This window comes from Mycobacterium sp. E787 (assembly GCF_001668725.1).
Taxonomy (GTDB): Bacteria; Actinomycetota; Actinomycetes; order Mycobacteriales; family Mycobacteriaceae; genus Mycobacterium.
Genome location: NZ_LZKL01000064.1, coordinates 22973 through 43545, shown reverse-complemented (window position 1 = coordinate 43545; position 20573 = coordinate 22973). Strand labels below are relative to the sequence as shown.

General features: G+C 67.2%; 14 protein-coding genes. 7 read left to right on the top strand and 7 right to left on the bottom strand.

What is annotated here, in order from left to right; genetic code table 11:
- The first annotated feature begins 6 nt into the window (after window positions 1–6).
- Window positions 7–1095, top strand: a complete 1089-nt coding sequence (locus tag A5705_RS13580; protein WP_067876498.1) for a sulfate/molybdate ABC transporter ATP-binding protein — start codon at window positions 7–9, stop codon at window positions 1093–1095.
- Between the two features lies 1 nt (window position 1096).
- Here A5705_RS13580 and A5705_RS13575 read toward each other — a convergent pair whose 3' ends face one another.
- A complete protein-coding gene (locus tag A5705_RS13575; RefSeq protein ID WP_231982435.1) occupies window positions 1097–3031 on the bottom strand; it encodes a gamma-glutamyltransferase family protein in 1935 nt (644 codons plus the stop codon).
- Between the two features lie 470 nt (window positions 3032–3501).
- Between A5705_RS13575 and A5705_RS13570 the strand changes: the two genes are divergently transcribed.
- The gene (locus A5705_RS13570; RefSeq protein WP_197521270.1) at window positions 3502–4560 is read left to right on the top strand and encodes an alpha/beta fold hydrolase; all 1059 of its coding nucleotides are present in this window, start codon (window positions 3502–3504) and stop codon (window positions 4558–4560) included.
- 168 nt (window positions 4561–4728) lie between these two features.
- Here the strand turns inward: A5705_RS13570 and A5705_RS13565 are convergent, their stop codons facing one another.
- From A5705_RS13565 to A5705_RS13555, 3 genes are read right to left on the bottom strand one after another with little or no spacing between them, the layout of a single operon-like run.
- On the bottom strand, window positions 4729–5469 hold the full coding sequence (locus A5705_RS13565; RefSeq protein WP_082956465.1) for a sirohydrochlorin chelatase: 741 nt from the start codon (window positions 5467–5469) through the stop codon (window positions 4729–4731).
- A gap of 19 nt (window positions 5470–5488) precedes the next feature.
- Window positions 5489–6232, bottom strand: coding sequence for a phosphoadenylyl-sulfate reductase (locus tag A5705_RS13560; RefSeq protein WP_067876510.1), 744 nt, complete (start codon window positions 6230–6232; stop codon window positions 5489–5491).
- Window positions 6229–7896: a nitrite/sulfite reductase gene (locus A5705_RS13555; protein ID WP_067876514.1), complete on the bottom strand. Its 1668-nt coding sequence runs from the start codon at window positions 7894–7896 to the stop codon at window positions 6229–6231. Before A5705_RS13555 ends, A5705_RS13560 begins: the two co-directional genes overlap by 4 nt.
- 411 nt (window positions 7897–8307) lie before the next feature.
- Between A5705_RS13555 and hemW the strand changes: the two genes are divergently transcribed.
- Window positions 8308–9480 carry a radical SAM family heme chaperone HemW gene (gene hemW / locus A5705_RS13550; protein ID WP_067876666.1) on the top strand — a complete coding sequence of 391 codons (1173 nt, stop codon included), beginning with the start codon at window positions 8308–8310 and terminating at the stop codon, window positions 9478–9480.
- Between the two features lie 10 nt (window positions 9481–9490).
- On the opposite strand, the gene A5705_RS13545 is transcribed toward hemW, so the two are convergent.
- The 3 genes from A5705_RS13545 to A5705_RS13535 all read right to left on the bottom strand — a co-directional run bounded on the left by A5705_RS13545 (window position 9491) and on the right by A5705_RS13535 (window position 14390).
- Window positions 9491–11320, bottom strand: a complete 1830-nt coding sequence (locus A5705_RS13545; RefSeq protein ID WP_231982434.1) for a SulP family inorganic anion transporter — start codon at window positions 11318–11320, stop codon at window positions 9491–9493.
- Between the two features lie 381 nt (window positions 11321–11701).
- On the bottom strand, window positions 11702–12946 hold the full coding sequence (locus A5705_RS13540) for a sodium-dependent bicarbonate transport family permease (protein ID WP_067876521.1): 1245 nt from the start codon (window positions 12944–12946) through the stop codon (window positions 11702–11704).
- Between the two features lie 208 nt (window positions 12947–13154).
- Entirely contained in the window at window positions 13155–14390 is a 1236-nt protein-coding gene (locus A5705_RS13535; RefSeq protein ID WP_068278117.1) for a sodium-dependent bicarbonate transport family permease, read from the bottom strand.
- A 360-nt stretch (window positions 14391–14750) separates the two neighbouring features.
- Here A5705_RS13535 and A5705_RS13530 point away from each other — a divergent pair, with 360 nt between their 5' ends.
- The 4 genes from A5705_RS13530 to A5705_RS13515 all read left to right on the top strand — a co-directional run bounded on the left by A5705_RS13530 (window position 14751) and on the right by A5705_RS13515 (window position 20570).
- Window positions 14751–16103: a salicylate synthase gene (locus A5705_RS13530; RefSeq protein WP_068278115.1), complete on the top strand. Its 1353-nt coding sequence runs from the start codon at window positions 14751–14753 to the stop codon at window positions 16101–16103.
- Window positions 16104–16268: 165 nt separating this feature from the next.
- On the top strand, window positions 16269–17285 hold the full coding sequence (locus A5705_RS13525; protein ID WP_068278113.1) for an acyl-ACP desaturase: 1017 nt from the start codon (window positions 16269–16271) through the stop codon (window positions 17283–17285).
- A gap of 120 nt (window positions 17286–17405) precedes the next feature.
- Entirely contained in the window at window positions 17406–18854 is a 1449-nt protein-coding gene (locus A5705_RS13520) for an FAD-binding oxidoreductase (RefSeq protein WP_067876537.1), read from the top strand.
- Window positions 18855–18962: 108 nt separating this feature from the next.
- On the top strand, window positions 18963–20570 hold the full coding sequence (locus A5705_RS13515; protein WP_068278110.1) for an MFS transporter: 1608 nt from the start codon (window positions 18963–18965) through the stop codon (window positions 20568–20570).
- Window positions 20571–20573: the final 3 nt, after the last annotated feature.

Sequence of the window (20573 nt, the reverse complement as noted above, 5' to 3'; positions counted from 1 at the left end):
CTCGTGATGACCGACAACCCGCCCGAGCGCGGTGGCGACGCGATCATCGTGCGCGACGCGTACAAGGCGTACGGCGACTTCGTCGCGCTGGACCATGTGGACTTCGTGGTGCCGAAGGGCTCGCTGACGGCGCTGCTGGGGCCCAGCGGTTCGGGCAAGTCGACGCTGCTGCGGGCCATCGCCGGCCTGGACCAGCCAGACAGCGGGACCGTCACGATCAACGGTCGCGACGTCACCGGGGTGCCGCCGCAGCGCCGCGGCATCGGCTTCGTGTTTCAGCACTACGCGGCGTTCAAGCACCTGACCGTTCGGGACAACGTGGCGTACGGGCTGCGAATCCGCAAGCGCCCCAAGGCGGAGATCAAGGAGAAGGTCGACAACCTGCTCGAGGTGGTGGGGCTCAGCGGCTTTCAGACCCGCTATCCCAACCAGCTCTCCGGCGGCCAGCGGCAGCGCATGGCGCTGGCCCGGGCGCTGGCCGTCGACCCGCAGGTGCTGTTGCTCGACGAGCCGTTCGGGGCGCTGGACGCCAAGGTGCGCGAGGACCTGCGGGCGTGGCTGCGGCGCCTGCACGACGAGGTGCACGTCACCACGGTGCTGGTCACCCACGACCAGGCCGAGGCGCTCGACGTGGCCGACCGGATCGCGGTGCTGAACAAGGGTCGCATCGAGCAGGTCGGATCGCCCACCGAGGTCTACGACTCGCCGGCGAGCGCGTTCGTGATGTCGTTTCTGGGCGCGGTCTCCGAACTCAACGGCGCGTTGGTGCGTCCGCACGACATCCGCGTCGGCCGCAAGCCCGACATGGCCGTCGCCGGCGGGGACGGCACCGCGGAATCGATCGGGGTGGTGCGCGCCAAGGTCGACCGGGTGGTCGCGCTCGGTTTCGAGGTGCGCGTGGAGATGACCAGCGCGGCCACCGGTGGGGCCTTCACCGCGCAGATCACCCGCGGGGACGCCGAAGCGCTGGCATTGCGGGACGGTGACACCGTCTACGTGCGAGCCACCCGCGTCCCGCCCCTGCCCAGCGACATCGCCGCTTCGGGGGTCGCCGGGGGCGCCGACACCGACCGGAGCACCTTGACGTCGGCGTGAGTCATCCGGTGTCGCCCATGACGGCGCCCTCGCGGCGGGGGTCGGCGCCGCCGGTCCACCCCGTCGGGCCGTGCGTGATGGCCGAAAGCCCGCTCGACTGATCGGTCAGGCTCACCCGGTGCCCCAGCGCACGCAGCCCGGCCACCAGCGGGTCGTGGTCGCCGTCGTCGGACCGGTTGATCTCGGGATCCTCGCCGCCGACGTTGGTAAGCGGTGAGTTGTCCGCGCCGAAATCGACCAGCGACACCGCCTGCTGCGGGTTCAGGCCCCAATCCAGCATTGCCACAAGGGTTTTCACGACAAACTGGATGATCGTGGAGCCGCCTGGTGAGCCTGTCACCGCGTACAGCGCGCCCCGCCCCGCCGGCGCGGGATCGAACACCAGCGTCGGCGCCATCGAGCTTCGCGGCCGTTTGCCGGGCTGGACGCGGTTGGCCACCGGCGACCCGTCGGGCGCGCGCGGGTCGGCGGCGAAGTCGGTGAGCTGGTTGTTGAGGACGAACCCGTCGACCAGGTGGAACGAGCCGAACGCCGACTCGACGGTTGTGGTGAACGCGGCGGCGTTGCCGTAGGAATCGACGATGCTGACGTGGCTGGTGCCGTGTTCTGTGCCGGGGGATGCGACGCCGCCGGGCGCGCCGAAGTCCCCCGGCTTGGCGGTTCCCATGCTGCGCTGAAGCGAGATCAGCGCGGCGCGCCCGGCGAGGTACCCCGGGTCGATCAGCGTGGCGAGGGAGCCGCCGGGCAGCCCGACGAAATCGGCGTCGGCGACGTACTTGTCGCGGTCGGCATAGGCCAGTCGCTCGGCCTCGGAGACCAGGTGAACGCCGAGCACACTGGGGCGGCCGCCGTTGAGGTCGACGTTGGTGGGCGGGTAGTTTCCCATCGGGAAATGCTCGAGGATTCCCAGCGTGGCCGCCACCGCGACGCCGCCCGACGACGGGGTGGGCATGCCGCAGACCTGCCGGCCGCGATACGACGCGCACAGCGGGTCGCGTTTCTTGGCCACGTAGCCGGCCAGGTCCGCGGCGGTCATCAGGCTGGGGGTGCGCCCACCGGCGGTATCGACGGCTTCGGCGACCATGTCGTGGGCGATGTCGCCGGTATAGAAGGCGTGGACGCCGGCGGAGGCGATGGCGGACAGCGTCTTTGAGTACGCCGGGTTCGTCAGCCGGGTGCCCACGGCCTTCGGGGTGCCGTCGGGGTTAAGGAAGTATGCGCGCGCCTGCGGATCCACCCGCAGTTGCGCCGCGGAGTCGGCGATCGCGGCGGCCAGCCGCGGGCTGATGTCGAAACCGTTGTCGGCCAATGCTATTGCGGGGCTGAACAGATCGCGCCAGGGCAGGCGCCCGTGGTCGTTGTGCACGAGTTCGAGCATCCGCGGAATGCCCGGCACCCCGATCGATCGGCCGGAGGCGCGCGCGTCGGGGACGGGTGCGGCGCGGTCGCCGTCGCTGATCCAGCGCAGGTAGTTCTCGGTGGCGGCCGCGGGTGCGGTTTCGCGGCCGTCGTAGGCCTGTACCGAGCCGGTGCCCGCGTCGTAATAGACAGCGAACCCGCCGCCGCCCAGCCCGGACGACTGCGGTTCGACCAAACCCAGCACCGCCTGGGCCACCACCATCGCGTCGGCTGCCGTCCCGCCGTCGCGCAGCACCCGGCAGGCCGCCCGCGTGGACAGGGGATTGGCGGTGGCCACCGCGTAGTGGGCCGTGCGCACCACGGTCATGTCGCTGCGGTACCCGGTCGCGGCCTCGGGGCTGGCCGCGGTGTTCCGCACCGAAGACGTTGAGCCCGGTGGTGTCTCGGGAACAGGCGTGCCGTTGGGCACGATCTCGCACGGACCCGCCGCGAGAGGCGCGGGCCCGTGGCTGCCGCCGCATGCGGCCAGCCACAGCACCAGAGTGGCCAGCAGCGCGTGAACTGGGGGCCTGTTCAAGCCACGAAGTGTACTGGACCGATCGGGCAGGGTGCGCGGCATTTCGGCGCTCGGCCAAGGGTCGTCGCCTGCGTCGTCTGTCCGTCGGCCAGGAGTTCTTCGGGGTGGTGGAAGGTGTTGGTTCTGGGCTGGCCATGCTCGAGGTGCGTTGGTGGGATCCATTCGGTGGTGCCGTCTTTGCGTGTGCGCGTGGTCCAACCGCCGTGTTCGACGAGGGGTGATCGGCGTCGCAGGCCAGGGTGAGTTTGTTGACGTCGATTTGGCCGGTGGTGGCCCAGTACTCGACACGGTGCACCTCGCAACGCCCGCCCCGGGCACGGCGCACCCCGGGCGGGGCTCGATCCGTGGGCCGGCTGCGGTTCCCTGTGCTGGAGCTTTGTCGTATGCGGCGGTGCAGGGCGGGGCATGAGACCGGGCGGATTGACTCAGCCAGCGGTGCGGTGACCGTTCAGAGGGAGGATGATTTCGGTGTGAGCGAGGACACATCGACGGGTCGCGGTGCTCCCGCAGTAGCACCGGACGATCCCCAGAGTTTCAATCACTGCTTTGCCGATGTCAACGGCATCCGCATGCATTATGTGGACGAGGGCCACGGCCCCTTGGTGCTGTTGCTTCATGGATATCCATTCCTCTGGTACTTGTGGCGGAATCAAATCCGGGCGGTGGCGGCGTCGGGGTACCGCGTCGTCGCGCCTGATCAACGCGGCTACGGTCAAACAGAAGCGCCCGACGCCGTTGCGGCCTACGACATCACCCATCTTGTGGGTGACGTGGTCGGGTTGATGAGCGCGTTGGGCGAGAAATCGGCGGTGCTGGTCGGACAGGACTGGGGTTCGCCGGTGGTCTTTAACGCCGTCCTGATGCGACCGGACCTGTTTCGTGGCGTGCTGATGATGTGCTCGCCGCCCCAGGCGCGCGGCCCTGTCCCGCCCCTGGCGACCATGCGGGCCGCTCTTGACCAAAAGGGTCTCGATTTCTACCAGGAGTACCTGGGCCGCCCGGAAATCGCACAGGAAATCATGCGCGACCTGCGCAGTTTTCTGCTAGGCATCTTCTACTCCACATCGGGCTGCTGCCCAGACGATGAGCAGTGGCGTTCGATGTGGACGAAGGATGAGAAGTTCTTCGACACCTTCACTGTCCCGCAGACTTTGCCGTCGTATCTGAGCCGGCAGGCGCTTGACTACTACGTCAATGAGTTCAGCCGCAACGGAATAGGGCCTGCCAACAAGTGGTACGCCGCGATAGATCGCGGCTGGGAAGTCACATCATTCCTCGACGGTGCAACGGTCAAGCTGCCGGCCTTGTTTCTCACCGGCGAACGCGATCCGTCGTTGAAGCCTCTATTCGGTATCGATCGCCAAGGACCCGCATTCGAGTCTTTGACCGTCAACTTCCCCAACATGCGGGAGATCATCACGATGCCTGGCGTCGGTCACACCCCACCCGAAGAGAAGCCCGACGACATCAACGAAATTCTGTTGAGGTTCTTGAACGACATCGAGGTCTCAGCGCGACAACCGAATTAGGCGTGCACTGTCACTTGCACTGGTGTACAAGACAATTCGGCCAAGTTCGAGAATATACCCGGATGATCTACAACCGGTGGGATGTCAGCGTCGAGCGCGTCCGAGGACCGCCGCAATCTCTCACGCGAACTCGAACCCATGCTCGAATACGTCGACGCCCCAACAAACTCAGGCGGCAATCCGGCCGGCCGAAGACGTCAGCGCCCGGTCGAAGCGATCCAGCACCGTCTCGGCGACCAGTCGGTGCGCGCCCAGGGGTTCCGCCAGCTCGATGCCGGCCCCGTCCGCGAAATCACGCACCCGGTCGGGCAGCTTGCCCGGCGCCAGGAACCACGGCGCGATGACCACCCGCCGCGCGCCCTGGCGGCGCAACCGGCCGGCAGCCTCGGCCAGCGACGGTTCCGGGCGGGTCACGAACCCGGTTGTCGCGCCCGCCCAGCTCGTCCCGGCCAGCAGCCGGGGTGCCACCTGCCGAGTGCGCGCGTTGGCACGCGGGTCGGATGAACCGATCGCGGCCACGAGCACGCCGACCCGGTCATCGAGCCGGGAGACACCACAGGCCGTAACCCGCTGCCGCAGCAGCGAAATCAGCCGTGGATCCTCGCCGAGGACGTCGGCTTGCAGCGCATCGGCACCGGAGCCGGCGATCTGGCGGGGGATGTCGACGCGCGCGTGATAGGCGTTCGCCAAGAGCAGCGGGGTGACGACCGCGTCGCGGCACTCGCCCAGCACCTCGGCCAGGCCCGGCGCGTTCAGCTCGCAGAACGCCGGCCGCACGTCCAGGCCTGGCCGCAGCCGCTTCAGCTCGTCGGCGACGGCCCACGCGTTGGCCGCCGACCGCGGATCCTGGCTTCCGTGCGCGGTCAGCACGAGGGTCATCGCGCCGCTCCTCATCGCTTCCCTCTGCATCGTCGCCGGCGCAGCGTGGTCACGACGCGTGCAACCCGCATTCCGTTTTGGCGTGCCCCTGCCAGCGCCCGCTGCGCGGGTCGGCGCCCTCGGCCGGCTTGGCCGTGCAGGGTGCGCAACCGATCGACGGATACCCGTCGTAGACAAGGGGATTTACCAGCACATCGTGCTCGTCGATGTAGTTCTGCATGTCTTCGTCGGTCCACGCCGCCAGCGGGTTGATCTTCACCAGCTTGTAGCCCTCGTCGAAGCTGACCAGCGGGGCGTTGGCGCGCGTCGGTGAGTCGCTGCGGCGCAGCCCGGTGACCCACGCCGAGTAGCCGCGCAGCGCCTTGCCCAGGGGGGCGACCTTCCGCAGCCGGCAGCACTCGCCGGGGTCGCGCGCGAACAGGTCCTTGCCCATCAGCCGGTCCTGCTCGGCAACCGTGTGCTCCGGCGTGACGTTGACCACCCGGATGTCGTAGACGGACTCGATCGCGTCCCGGGTGCCGATGGTCTCCACGAAGTGGTAGCCGGTGTCCAGGAACATCACCGGCACACCCGGCCGCACCTTGGCGGCCAGGTCGATCAGCACCGCCTCCTGCATGCTGGACGCCACCACGTAATTGCATGTCGCCCACGCGCGCGGCCCGTTCACCCCGCCGAAGTTCTCGTCGGTCCAGCGCAGCAGGTCGGTGGCGCTGGCGCCCTCGAGTTCCGCGGCACCACGGGCGGCCAGCTCGCGCAGGTCGGCCTCGGTGGGGCTGGTGGTTTCTATGCTCATCGCAAGTCGCCTTCCTCGGCGCGAACGACCCACTGCGCGAATCGTTCGCCGTCGCTCCGGTGCTTGATGAAGTTGCGTACTACCCGATCGATGTAGTCGCCCAGCTCGTCGCTGGTGACCTTGTGCTGACGTAGTTTTCGGCCGAAACCGCTGTCCAGGCCGAGGCTTCCGCCCAAATGCACCTGAAAGCCCTCGACCGAGCCGCCGTGACCGTCGTCGACCATCTGGCCCTTGAACCCGATGTCGGCGACCTGGATTCGCGCACACGAATTGGGGCAGCCGTTGATGTTGACCGTGATCGGCACGTCCAGCCGCGAGTTGAGGTCCTCGAGCCGGCGCTCCAGCTCGGGCACCAGTTCCTGTGCCCTGCCCCGTGTTTCGGCGAAGGACAACTTACAGAACTCGATCCCGGTGCACGCCATGAGGTTTCGGCGCCACTGCGACGGGCGCGCCTGCAGGCCCAGCGCCTCCACCCCGGCGATCAGCTCGTCGAGCTGCTCGTCGGGCACGTCGAGGATGATGAGCTTCTGGTACGGCGTGAACCGGACCCGGTTCGAACCGGCGGCCTCGGCCAGGTCGGCCACCGTCGACAGGATGGTGCCGGACACCCGCCCGGCGATCGGCGCGACACCGACGGCGTTGAGCCCGTTCTTGAGCCGCTGCACCCCGACGTGATCGATCGGATGCTTGACCGGCTCGGGGGCCGGTCCGTCGATCAACGGCCGCTTGAGGTACTCGGTTTCGAGAACCTCGCGGAACTTTTCCACGCCCCAGTCCTTGATCAGGAACTTCAGCCGCGCCTTTGACCGCAGCCGCCGGTAGCCGTAGTCGCGGAAAATCGAGGTCACCGCGGCCCACACCTCGGGCACCTCGTCCAGCGGCACCCAGGCGCCGACGCGCTGGGCCAGCATCGGGTTGGTGGACAGGCCTCCGCCGACCCAGAGGTCCAGGCCGGGACCGTGCTCGGGGTGGTTGACGCCGATGAAGGCGATGTCGTTGATCTCGTGCGCGACGTCCTGCAGGCCCGAGATGGCGGTCTTGTACTTGCGCGGTAGGTCGGCGAAGTCCGGCTTGCCGATGTAGCGACGCACGATCTCCTCGATGGCCCAGGTGGGGTCGAGCACCTCGTCGAGCGATTCGCCGGCCACCGGTGAGCCCAGGATCACCCGCGGGCAGTCGCCACACGCCTCGGCGGTCTGCAGCCCGACCTCGTCGAGCCGCCGCCAGATCTCGGGAACGTTCTCCACCTCGATCCAGTGCATCTGCACGTTCTGCCGGTCGGAGATGTCGGCGGTGTCGCGGCCGAATTCGGTCGAGATCTGGCCGACCGTGCGCAGCGCGGCGGTCGACAGCGCGCCGCCGTCGCAGCGCACGCGCATCATGAAGTACTTGGCCTCGAGCAACTCGGCGTTCTCGTCGCCGGTGAACGACCCGTCGTAACCCTGTTCGCGCTGGGTGTACAGGCCCCACCAACGGAAGCGGCCACGCAGGTCGCTCTTGTCGATGCTGTCGAATCCGCCCTGTGCATAGACGTTTTCGATGCGATCCCGGACCTCGAGCGGGGCTCCGGCCTGCTTCATCTCTTCGTTGGGGTTGAGGGCCTCGCGATTTCCCAGCGCCCACTGGCCCTCGTTGCGGGACTTTGCGGGAGGTGCTGTCGTCATCGGATCTCCTTCGCGAACATCGCAGGCTTGGACGCGCAGCACACCGCATTTATTTCGGCTGCGCAGATCCGGCAGCCAGCTGAGTTACAGGTGGGGCGGGTCTACGGCATCAAGGCAGACAGCAACAACAACAGCTGCAGACACGCTTGAGATCAATGTGCCGCCGCGCCACGAGGGCGATGCGCAAGCTGCGGTTGGCGGTCACGGCTGCCATTCTGCCATGGCCCGGGAGGGGGGTTGCGATCAGGTCATATTTTTCCTCACGCTGACCCAAACTAGGCGGCGAACCTGGACGTTCGGTCAGCGAAAGCGGAGAATCCGCTGAGCACCGTGTGGCGCATGACCTGCGCCGATGCGCTTGTCGGCGTCGACGCCGCACGCCTCGCCCCGGCCGCCGTGGGAGTATTTGGCATGCCACTTCGCGAGGCCCCCGCCGAGCTGCCCGCCCTGCAGCCGATTCCCGGCCGGCCGTTCGGGTTGTACGTCCACGTCCCGTTCTGCTTCACGCGGTGCGGCTATTGCGACTTCAACACCTACACCCCGGCCGAACTGGGTGGCGTCAACCCGGACGCCTGGCTGGAGGCGCTGGGGACGGAGCTGGGGCTGGCGGCCGCCCGCTTGGACGGACCGACGGTGAGCACGGTGTTCGTCGGGGGAGGGACGCCGTCGCTGCTGGGTGGTGAGCGGGTGGCCCGGCTGCTGGGCATGGTGCGCGACCACTTCGTCCTCGCCCCCGACGCCGAGATCACCACCGAGGCCAATCCCGAGTCGGCGTGGCCGGACTTCTTCGCGGCGACCCGCGCCGCCGGCTACACCCGGGTGTCGCTGGGCATGCAGTCGGTGTCACCGACCGTGCTCGGCGTCCTCGACCGGATACACACGCCGAACCGGTCGGCGGCCGCGGCCCGCGAGGCGTTGGCCGAGGGCTTCGAACACGTCAGCCTCGATCTGATCTACGGGACGCCGGGGGAGTCCGACGACGACCTGCTGCGCTCCGTCGACACCGCCGTCGACACCGGCGTCGACCATGTGTCCGCCTACGCCCTGGTGGTGGAGGAGGGCACGGCGCTGGCGCGGCGGGTTCGGCGCGGGGAGCTGGCCGCTCCCGACGACGACGTGCTGGCGCACCGCTACGAATTGGTCGATGCCCGGCTGTCCGCGGCCGGCCTGGGTTGGTACGAGGTGTCCAACTGGTGCCGGCCCGGTGGCGAGTGCCGGCACAACCTCGGCTACTGGGACGGCGGCGAGTGGTGGGGTGCCGGGCCGGGCGCCCACGGATATGTCGGCGCGACGCGCTGGTGGAACGTCAAGCACCCCAACGCCTATGCGGACGCGCTGACCGCGGGCACGCTGCCGGTCTCGGGTTTCGAGCGGCTGGATGGCGAGGCGTCGCACACCGAGGAGGTGTTGCTGAAAATCCGTTTGCGGCAAGGGCTTCCGTTGGACCGACTGGGCGCCGACGAGCGTCAACGCGCCGAGACCGCGGTGGCGGACGGGTTGCTGGTCGCCGACGGTGACCGGCTGGTGCTCACCCCGCGCGGCCGCCTGCTGGCCGACGGGGTGGTGCGCACGCTGCTGGGGTAGGCGTCGGGCGTCAATCGGTGGTCTGAGCGACCCGCAATTCGTGCTCGGCTCGATCCGCGGAGGCCACCTTCTCGACGGTGGCTATGGCGATCCTCAATTCAGGTTGGGCCCGATCCGTGGCGGCCCCTTTCCCGACGGCGGCGATCGCGATCCGCGTGCTCGTCTCATGTTTGGAGAGGGGCCGCATGTGGTCCCACCCCTCGATCAACAGCCTCGGACTCTCGTCCTGGCCGCTGAATTCTTCCAGGTAATAACGGAGGGACTCACCCGTCGTGTGATCGACAAGCGGCACCCGTGAGCTCAAGTGGAGATAGACCGTTCGGGTGCCGTCCGGAAGCTGCCTCAGCTCCCGAATCACGTGGAACAGGTTGAAACACACCAGCGGGCCATCCAAGTACAGGTGGTAAGTGGCGCCGTCGACTTCCCGCTGGGACACCGGATTGCGGAAGAGGCTGAGGAAGCGAGCGACGAAATTCGGCCTGTCGAATTCCGAGTTGCTCAGGGTGTGCCAGAGGCCCACGTACCACAGGTTCAACAGCAACTCCAGGACGACGCCGGCGACGATGCCGACGAGCAGGTCCGTCGTCACGGTCACGAGCAATGTGGTTGCGAATACGACGAACTGCGCCGTCCCGATCCGCGCGATCTTGACCCAGAGCGCGGGCTTACACAGCTTGTAGCCGATGAATACCAGGATGGCGCCCAGGACGGCCATCGGGACCAAGTCGATCACGTACCGGCCGACAAGCACGAACGTCAGCAGGAAGCAGGCGTTGTAGAAGTTGGCCCACTGGGTCCGGCCGCCCGCCATGACATTCGCCGTGCTCTTGACCATGCCGGGGATGATGGTCAAGCCGCCGAGCATGCTGGAGGCGCCGTTGGACATGCCCATGGCCAGCAAGGTCTTGTCCGGGTCGGATCGGCGGCGATAGGGGTCGATGTTGTCCACGGCCGCGATCGTCGCCAGGGACTCGGTCGCGTCGATCAAAAGCAGGGTGATAACCAGGTAGGCCAGGGGCAGCCACACCGCGGCATCGGTGAATGCCTCACCGAATTGGGGGAAGACGATCCCGTGCTCGAGCGAGTCGGGGATGTTGATCAGGTGGGACTTGTCCACCTTCAGGATCAATGTGCTGACCAACGTGCCGCCCAAGAACACCCAGACCGGGGGCGGCATGATCTTCAGGAGCCGCCAGGGCACCGCCGCGAGCGCGAACAGCGCCGCCAGGCAGCCGATCCCGAGGGCGCAGACCTTGGGACTCATCGTGTGGACATGGCTGGGCACTTCGCCCAGAACCGCCCAGAATTCGTGAGCCTCGAACTTCACGCCCATGAAGAGGGGAATCTGCTTGACGATGATCATCAGGCCGATCGCGGCCAGCATGCCGTGAATGGCCGCGGCCGGGAAGATGGCGCTCAGCCGCGCCACCTTCAACTTGGCAAGGACCACTTGGAATACGCCCGCGATGGCGATGGCGACCAACACCAGCGGGTATCCCACGGCGAGCAACTGCGCCGTAGAGCCGCCATGGCCCAGGCGGGCGTGTCCCAGTGCGATCATGCCGGCGAACAGGGCCGGTGCCAGTCCCGCGGCCGGGCCGCTGATGGTCACATACGAGCCGCCCACGAACGGCAGGACGAAGCCGGCAATGATCGCCGACATGATGCCGCAGATCGGCGGCGCACCCGAGGTAATGGCGATTCCCATCGAGAACGGCAGCGAGATCATGGCCACCGTAAAACCCGAGCGAAGGTCGTAGCGCCAGTGTTTGAGACCGGCCAGGCCATTGCGGGGCTTTTCGGCCGGAACGGTTGCCGGAACGGATGTGTTCTGTAGCACGGTGAGCGCCCTCTCGACAACGGCTCGAACAGGTGTGAGTCGAATTCATGTGGAACTCATGCAGTTTCCTCCCTTCCCCGCGCGCGCGAACGGCAGTGAACAGGTCTTTACGAATATTTGACGCCGCGTTTACGGGCAATTGACAACGCGCGGCCGGGCGAACGGAAACTTCCAAGCACCAATGGGTGCTGTGGCGGGTAGTACGCCAAGCCGCCGGCTGAAGCGCCGGGTGGCCCGGAAGTGAAAGTCGTTGGCGTGGAGGCTGTCCGGACTTCCTACCCCGGCGCGCGGGTTGCTCGGGCGGCGCCGTTTCACGAGATCGCAGACGGCGCATGGCCATGCGGACGATCTCGATGTCGGGCGAATCCCGATACGCGTTTGTCAGGCGCCCGGGAACCAGTGCGCGACCAGGCGATTGAACTCGATGTAGAGCGGGATGCCGATGGTGACGTTGTACGAGAACGTCAAACCCAGCGACGCGGCCAGCGGCAGCGTCGGGCTGGCCTCGGGGATCGCCAGCCGCTGCACCGCCGGCACCGTGATGTAGGACGCCGCACCGCACAGCACCGCGAACAGCACGTAGGTGCCCGGCTGGAAGTGGGTGTGGGTCAGCTCCGCGTAGGTGTAGGCGGCCAGAATGCCCAGCGCCGCAAACAAGTTGGGCGCCAGCAGGCCGAAGAGGATGAAGCCGCGCCCGGCGAGCTTGAGGTCGTGCAACTTTCGCGACGCTGTCATGCCCATCTCCAGCAGGAACAGGCAGAGCACGCCCTGAAACGCCGCGACGAAGAGCTCGTTCTGGTCGTGGACGACCTTCTGTCCCTGCAGCGCGCTGATGAAGCCGATGACGATGCCGCCGATGAGCAGGATGAGCCCGGGATTGAGGAACACTTCCTTTAAGATCTCGCGGGAGAAGATGGGCATCCTCTTGGCCCTCCCGCGGGCCGGGCTTTGATCGGGCTCCCAGTTCGGATGTTCCAGCTTTTCCATCGAGAATTCGAGTTCCTGCTCGACCCCGCGTTCGCCCTCGCTCTCGAGACTCCGACCCTGCGGGGGGCGCGTAGCGGTCCCGGGACCACTCGCGACCTTGCTCGGTGCGACGTAGCCGGGCTCGCCGGGCATGTACCCCGATTCGGTGAGTCCTCGATGACGCAACCGCGCCACCAGGTAAAGCGCCACCAGGCAACCGGGAATCTCCATGACGGCCAGCAGAACCGGCATATAGGCGTTGAAGGCCATGCCCGCGCCCGCCAAGACGGCCACGCAGGTAGCGAAGGTTCCCGCCGAATCCGACCCGTAGTACCCCGCGACCGTCGCTCGGTCAACGCGGCGCATAGCGGTCATGTACTTCAACAACACGTAGGCCAGGCAGCCGATGGCGAAGTTCAGGACGAAGCCCATGACGGCGAAGCCGGCGATGTTGTCGATGTCGGCCGGTTGGATCTTGGCGAGTTCTTCGCCCCCCTGCCAGCCGATCGACACCAGCAGGTACATGGTCAGGCCCTGATAGATCACGTAAGGGAACTCAAACCGCACTTTGAGGATCGGGATCAGGAATCCGAAGTAGAAGAAAAGCAGCAGGGGCTTGAAGAGATTGTGCGTGAAGTTCTGCCAGAACTCCTGCAACATTGTGGCGCCTCCGTGCGATTCAGTCCGGCGATGCGAGAAGCGGCAACTGACGCGGAGCGTCCCAGAACATCAATAGAAATATGAAGACTCACGCGGCCTGCGTCAACGGAGTCATGCCGTCTTTACGAACAATTAACAACGCTGGTTCGTGCCCGATCACCGTCCGGCGTCAGGCGCAGGACGGCGATCGGGCACGAAAGGACCGGCGCTAGAACCAGTGCGCGACCAGGCGGTTGATCTCGATGTAGAGCGGGATTCCGATGGTGACGTTGTAGGAGAACGTCAAGCCGAGGGACGCGGCCAGCGGCAAAGTGGGACTGGCCTCGGGGATGGCCAGCCGCTGGACCGCCGGGACGGCGATGTACGACGCCGCGCCACACAGCACCGCGAACAGCACGTAGGTTCCCGGCTTGAAATCGGCGTGGGTGGCCGACGCGTAGATGTGGGCGACGATGATGCCCAGCGGCGCAAAGATATTCGGCGCGATCAAGCCGAATGCGATGAAGCCGGGACCGGCCGACCGCAAGTCACGCAACTTGCGGGACGCCGTCATGCCCATCTCGAGCAGGAAGAGGCACAGCACGCCCTGGAAAGCCAACACGAAGAACTTGTCGTCGTCGGCCACGACCTTCTGTCCCTGCAGCCCACTGATGAGGCCGATCATGATGCCGCCGAACAGAAGAACGAGCCCGGGGTTGAGGAACACTTCCTGCAGCAGCTCACGGGAGAACATCGGCATCCGCTTGGCCTTGCCGATCGGCGGAGTCTGGTCGGGCTCCCAGTTCGGGTGCTCCAACTTTTCCATCGCCAGCTCCAGCTCCTGCTCGACGCCCCGGTCGTGCTCGGCCTCCAGGCTCTGGCCGTGCGGCGGCTTTGCCGCCGTGCCCGGCCCGATGCCGACCTTGACCGGCGGCGTGTACCCGGGCTCGTCGGGCATGTTCCCGGCGGCGTCCATGTTCCGGTGGCGCAGCAGCGCAACGAAGTAGAGCGCGACCAGGCAGCCGGGAATCTCCATGACGGCCAGCATCACCGGCATGTACGGGTTGAACGAGATGCCGACGGCGGCCAGGACGGCCACGCAGGTGGCGAACGTGCCGGCCGAGTCGGATCCGTAATAACCCGCGACCGTGGCCCGATCGACCCGTCTCAGCGAGGTCAACCACCCCATCAGCACGTAGGCGACGGCACCGATCACAAAGTTGAGCAGGAAGCCCAGCAGCATGAAGCCGACGATGACCCCGATGCTGGAGGCGTTGATCTTGGCGAGCTCTTCGCCGCCGTGCCAGCCGATGGCCAGCAGCAGGTACATCGTCAGGCCCTGATAGATCACGTACGGGAACTCGAAGCGCACCTTCAGGATCGGGATCAGGAACCCGAAGTAGAAGAACAGCAGAAGTGGCTTGAACAGATTGTGGGTGAAGTTGTGCCAGAACTCTTGCAGCATGGGTGCCTCTCTTTTTGAAGCAGTGACTGGGGAAGCACCGTTCGCAACACCGGGGCAACACGACTTCCCGAAACCGGTGCAAAATTTAACCCCGCGGGTAGGGGTCCGCCACTCGGACACAGCGTGAAAAGCCGATGTTTTACACAGCCGTATCGCAATAGCTAAATTTCCCAAAGCCGGTGGTCACAGCGCCGCTGGTCGGGGGCATAAACGGCGCTTGACGTGAATCCTCTGTGACTTTTCTGGGGATTTGCTGTAGGGGGCGTTGCCCGGGCGGGTGTGGCAGACGGCGGGTGTCTCCGACGCGCGGGCGGGGCGGGGTTGCGCCCGCCTAGATAGGTTAGGCTACATTTACTAACCGTGACCGAGGTCAGCGTCGAGGCCAGTTCCGCCGGCTCCACGTCACCGCACATTCCCTTGCCGCCCGACGTCCATCCCGCCGACCTGGCGGCCGAGCTGGCCGCCGCGCTGCCCGAGCGGCGCGGCGAGGAGTACCTGCTGTACGAGCACGACGGGCAATGGGTGCTGGCCAGCGGCGTGCGGGCGATGATCGAGCTGGACAGCGACGAACTGCGGGTGATCCGGGACGGCGTCGTCCAGCGGCAACAGTGGTCCGGACGGCCGGGCCCGGCCCTGGGCGAAGCCATCGACCGGCTGCTGCTCGAAACCGATCAGCTCTTCGGCTGGATCGCCTTCGAACTCGGCGTCTACCGCCACGGGCTCCAGGAGCGACTGGCTCCGCGAACCCCGTTGGCGCGGGTGTTTTGGCCTCGGACCCGCATCGTGGTGACCCCAGAGGCGGTGCGCGTGCAGGGCGCCGAAGCCGCCCAGCTCGAGGCGGTACGCCGATTGTTGACCGACGGCCTGCCCGGGGTGCCCGACGCCCGCGCGGTCGACGTGACCGCCGACCCGTCCGGATACCGCGGGCGGGTGGCCGCGGCCGTTCGCGAGATCGCCACGGGCCGCTACCACAAGGTGATCCTGTCCCGTTGCGTCCAAGTCCCTTTCGCGCTCGACTTCCCGTCGACCTATCGGCGGGGCCGGCCGCACAACACCCCGGTGCGGTCGTTTCTGTTGCGGCTGGGCGGGATTCGCGCCGTCGGCTACAGCCCCGAACTTGTGGCGGCCGTTCACCGTGACGGCGCCGTGGTGACCGAGCCGCTGGCCGGCACGCGCGCTCTCGGGCGCGGTGCGGCGCGCGATCGTCAGGCCCGCGACGACCTGGAGTCGAATTCCAAAGAGATTGTCGAGCATGCCATTTCGGTGCGCAGCTCGCTGCGGGAGATGGTCGAGATCGCCGAACCGGGCACCGCGGTGGTCACCGACTTCATGACGGTGCGAGAGCGCGGCAGCGTGCAGCATCTCGGTTCCACGGTCAGCGCGCGGCTGGACCCGTCGAGCGACCGGATGGACGCGTTGGAGGCGCTCTTCCCGGCGGTCACGGCGTCGGGCATCCCGAAGGCGGCCGCCGTCGAGGCCATCCTGCGCCTCGACGATGGCCCGCGCGGGCTGTATTCCGGTGCGGTCGTCATGCTTTTGGCCAACGGCGGCCTGGACGCCGCACTGACGCTGCGGGCGGCCTACGAAAGCGACGGGACGACGTGGTTGCGCGCCGGTGCCGGGATCATCGAAGAATCCCAACCCGAGCGGGAATTCGAGGAGACCTGCGAAAAGCTGTCCACCCTCGCGCCCTACCTGATCGCGCGGCAATAGCGCTCGAGTGGTCTTTCGTCGAGATCGACGCCGGTGTGAAGAAGTGCGCCCGTCGTGGCGCCAACCGTAGGGACTTTTGGCCCTAGTCGCCCGGTTCCCGGCGTGTCATCTTGATGTAACTGCCTGAAACAGGTACTCGTCGACACAGATAACTGGGAGGTCCACGTGTCAGAGGGCTTGACGAACCTGCAGCTACTCCGCGAGCTGGAGCCGGTGGTCGAGCAATTGCTCAACCGCCACCTCTCGCTGTTCAAGGAATGGAACCCGCACGACTACATCCCCTGGTCGGACGGCAAGAACTTCTACGCGCTGGACGGCCAGGATTGGGAGCCCGAGCAGAGTCGGCTGTCCGACGTGGCGCAGGTCGCTATGGTGCAGAACCTGTTGACCGAGGACAACCTGCCGTCGTACCACCGCGAGATCGCGATGAACTTCACCATGGACGGCCCGTGGGGCCAGTGGGTGAATCGGTGGACCGCCGAGGAGAACCGGCACAGCACGGCGCTGCGCGACTACCTGGTGGTCACCCGGGCGGTGGACCCGGTCGAGTTGGAGAAGCTGCGCATGGAGCAAATGACCCGTGGCTTCAGCCCGGGTCAGAACCACCAGGGCGACATGTTCGCTGACAGCCTCTTCGACTCGGTCATGTACGTGTCGTTCCAGGAATTGGCGACCCGGGTCGCGCACCGCAACACCGGCAGGGCCGCTGATGACAGCATCGCGGAACAGTTGATGGCCCGCGTGTCGCACGACGAGAACCTGCACATGATCTTCTACCGCGATGTCAGCGCCGCGGGCCTCGACATCGCGCCCAACCAGGCGATGCGATCGGTGCACCGCATCCTGCGCAATTTCAAGATGCCCGGCTTCACGGTGCCCGAATTTCGGCGCAAGGCGGTGATCATCGCGGTCGGCGGCGTCTACGACCCGCGCATCCATCTCGACGAGGTCGTCATGCCGGTGCTGAAGAAGTGGCGCATCTTCGAACGCGAGGACTTCACCGGCGAGGCCGCCCGGATGCGCGACGACCTTGCCGTGCTGATCAAGGAACTCGAAATGGCCAGCGACAAATTCGACGAATCCAAGCAGCGCTACCTCGAGCGCGAGGCCCGCAAGGCCGAACGGATCACCGCCAGCAGGGTGCTCAAAACCGAAGGCACGCTTACACTCAGCGGCCGGTAAGGGCGGAGCCGTACCCGGGTAACGGTTCGGGCACGTTTCAGCCACCCCGCGACAGGTCGCGCGGCACCGCGCTTTTCGTGGTCGACAATGCGGGCATGACGCAATCGCGGGAGCCCTACGTTGGTGCGTGAGATCTCCCGCCAGGCGTTCTTGCGCGGCGCCGCGGGCGCGTTGGCCGCCGGCGCGGTTTTCGGATCGGGCCGACTCGGCTCGGTACGGGCCACCGCCGCTCCGGCCGCGTCCGGCTGGGACGGCCTGTCCACCGCCCTGGGCGGCAAGGTGCTATTGCCGGGCAGCCCTCAATTCGGCTCGGCCAAGCAGGTTTTCAACACCAACTACAACGGTTCCACGCCGGCCGCGATCGTCACGCCCACGTCGGCGGCGGACGTGCAGAAGGCGATGGCGTTCGCCGCTGCCAACAACGTCAAGGTCGCGCCGCGCAGCGGCGGGCATTCTTACATCGGCGCGTCCACGGCCAACGGCGCCCTGGTGTTCGATCTGCGGCAACTGCCCGGCGACATCAACTACGACGCCGCCACAGGGCAGGTCACGGTGACGCCCGCAACCAGTCTCTACGCGATGCACCAGACTCTCGCCGCGGCCGGCCGGGGCATCCCGACGGGCACGTGCCCGTCGGTGGGCGCCGCGGGCCACGCCCTGGGCGGCGGGCTGGGCGCCCAGTCCCGGCACGCGGGCCTGCTGTGCGACCAGTTGACGTCGGCGTCGGTGGTGCTGCCCGGCGGCCAGGCGGTCACCGCGTCGGCCGCCAGCAACCCCGACTTGTTCTGGGCGCTGCGCGGCGGCGGTGGCGGCAACTTCGGCGTGACGACCTCGCTGACCTTCGCCACGTTCCCGACCAGTGACGTCGATGTGGTGAACATCAACTTCCCGCCGCAGTCGTTCGCGCAGGTCTTGCTCGGTTGGCAGAGCTGGCTGCGCACCGCCGACCGGAACAGCTGGGCACTGGCCGACGCCACCGTCGACGCGATGGGCACACACTGCCGGATCATGGCGACGTGCCCGGCCGGGTCGGGCGGCAGCGTGGCGAGCGCGATCGCGTCCGCCGTCGGGCTGCAACCGACCGGGACCGACAACCACACGTTCAATTACCTGGACCTGGTGCGGTACCTGGCCGTCGGGAACCTCAACCCGGCGCCGCTCGGGTACGTCGGCGGATCCGACGTGTTCACGACGCTCACCCCCGCCGCGGCCCAGGGCATCGCCGCCGCGGTCGACGCCTTCCCCCGCGGCGCGGGGCGCATGTTGGCGATCATGCACGCCCTCGACGGGGCGCTGGCGGCCGTGGCGCCGGGGGCCACGGCGTTTCCGTGGCGCCGGCAGTCCTCGCTGGTGCAGTGGTACGTCGAAACCGGCGACCCTTCGGCGGCGGCCAACTGGCTCACCACCGCACACCAAGCGGTGCAACCGTATTCGGTCGGCGGGTACGTGAACTACATCGAGGCCAACCAGCCGCCCGCGCGCTACTTCGGTCCGAATCTGTCCCGGCTGAGCGCCGTGCGGCAGAAGTACGACCCCGGCCGGGTGATGTTCTCCGGGCTCAATTTCTAGCCGCCTGTCGGATGCTGCGGCGAGAACGCGTGTCCTAGACTTTTCAGTCGTGCACGAGGCGCAAGGCGTTGCCGCGGAAGCGACGGGCCGTCGTCAATCGGTTCGACCGTGACTCAGGTCAAGGAGCGTGCCGGCGGGGGGCAACCCGCGCCCACACCGTTGCGCAATCCCCTGTACCGCAACCTGTTCATCGCGCAGTTCGTCTCGAACGTCGGGACGTGGATGCAAAGCGTGGCGGCCCAATGGTTCTTGATCGAGGCGCACGGCAGTGCCGCCATCGTGTCGCTGGTCCAGACGGCCAGCCTCGGGCCGACGCTGTTGCTGGGACTGTTCGCCGGAGTGCTCGCCGACCTGTTCGACCGGCGGCGGCTGCTGATCTTTCTGCAGTCGTACGCGGTGGTGGTGGCGCTGGCCCTGGCGGCGCTCACCTACGCCGGACACCTCAACCCGACGGCGCTGTTGCTGTTCACGGTGGCCATCGGGTGCGCTTCGGCGCTGACCGCACCGGCCTGGCAGGCGATTCAGCCGGAGGTCGTCCCGCGCGAGCAGATACCGGCCGCCGCCACCCTGTCCAGCGTCTCGGTGAACGTCGGCCAGGCGGTGGGACCAGCGATCGGCGGCATCGCCGTGGCGCTGGCCGGCCCCGCCGCGGTCTTTGCGATCAACGCGATTTCGTTCGTCGGCATCATCGTCGTCCTGCGTGACTGGAAACGCCCCAAGCAACTCGCGCCGATCGAGCGGGAGCGCATCGGCCAAGCGATCGGCGCCGGATTGCAATATGTGGTGCACAGCCCGATTTTTCTCAGGATCCTGTTGCGCGCGGCCCTTTTTCTGTTTCCCGCCTCGGCGCTGCTGGCGCTGTTGCCCGTGTCCGCTCACCACCGCTGGCACCTGGGAGCCGGCGGCTACGGGCTGACGCTGGGGGCCATCGGTCTCGGCGCGACGCTCGCCGTCGCGGTCGCCACACCGCTGCGCCGGAAGGCCTCGGCCAACGTGCTGTTGGCGCTGTGCGCCGCGGTCTACGGTCTCGCGGTTGCGGCGGTGGCGTGGCTGCCGTTCGCGGCGGCGATGCCGGTGTTGGTGCTGGCCGGGATGGCGTGGCTGATCACGTTGTCGACCTTGAACGCCGCGGCGCAACTGCACCTCCCGCAATGGGTCCGGGCCCGCGGGTTGTCGGTATATCTGCTGGTTTTCACGGGGTCGATGGCGATCGGCTCGTACTTCTGGGGCGTCGTCGCCACACGGGCGGGTCTCGAGGTCGCGTTGAATTGCTCGGCGATCCTGCTGGGCGTCGCGGCCCTCAGCGTCGCCGTGCTTCCGCTGCGGGCGTCAACCGGGCTGCTGAGTCGCGACATCTCGACGTGCTGGACGTCGCCGATGCTCGTGTTCGAGCCGAGCCCCCACGACGGACCGGTGCTGGTGACCGTGCGATATCGCGTGTCGGCCGAGAACCTCGACGGCTTCATCGAGGCGATGAGCGCCGTCAGGCGGTCACGCCTGCGTACCGGTGGCCACAGTTGGCAGCTGTACCGCAGCGCCAAGAGCCCCCAGATCTTGCTGGAGAGATTCACTGTGGCATCGTGGGCCGAGTTCGAGCGCCAACACACCGAGCGCTGGTTGAGTTCCGATCATGAGGCCGCTTCGAAGGCGGTCGGCTACACCGTCGACAACACCCGGCAGCACGACTACTACTTGGCCGTGCGGGTGCAGCACTGAATT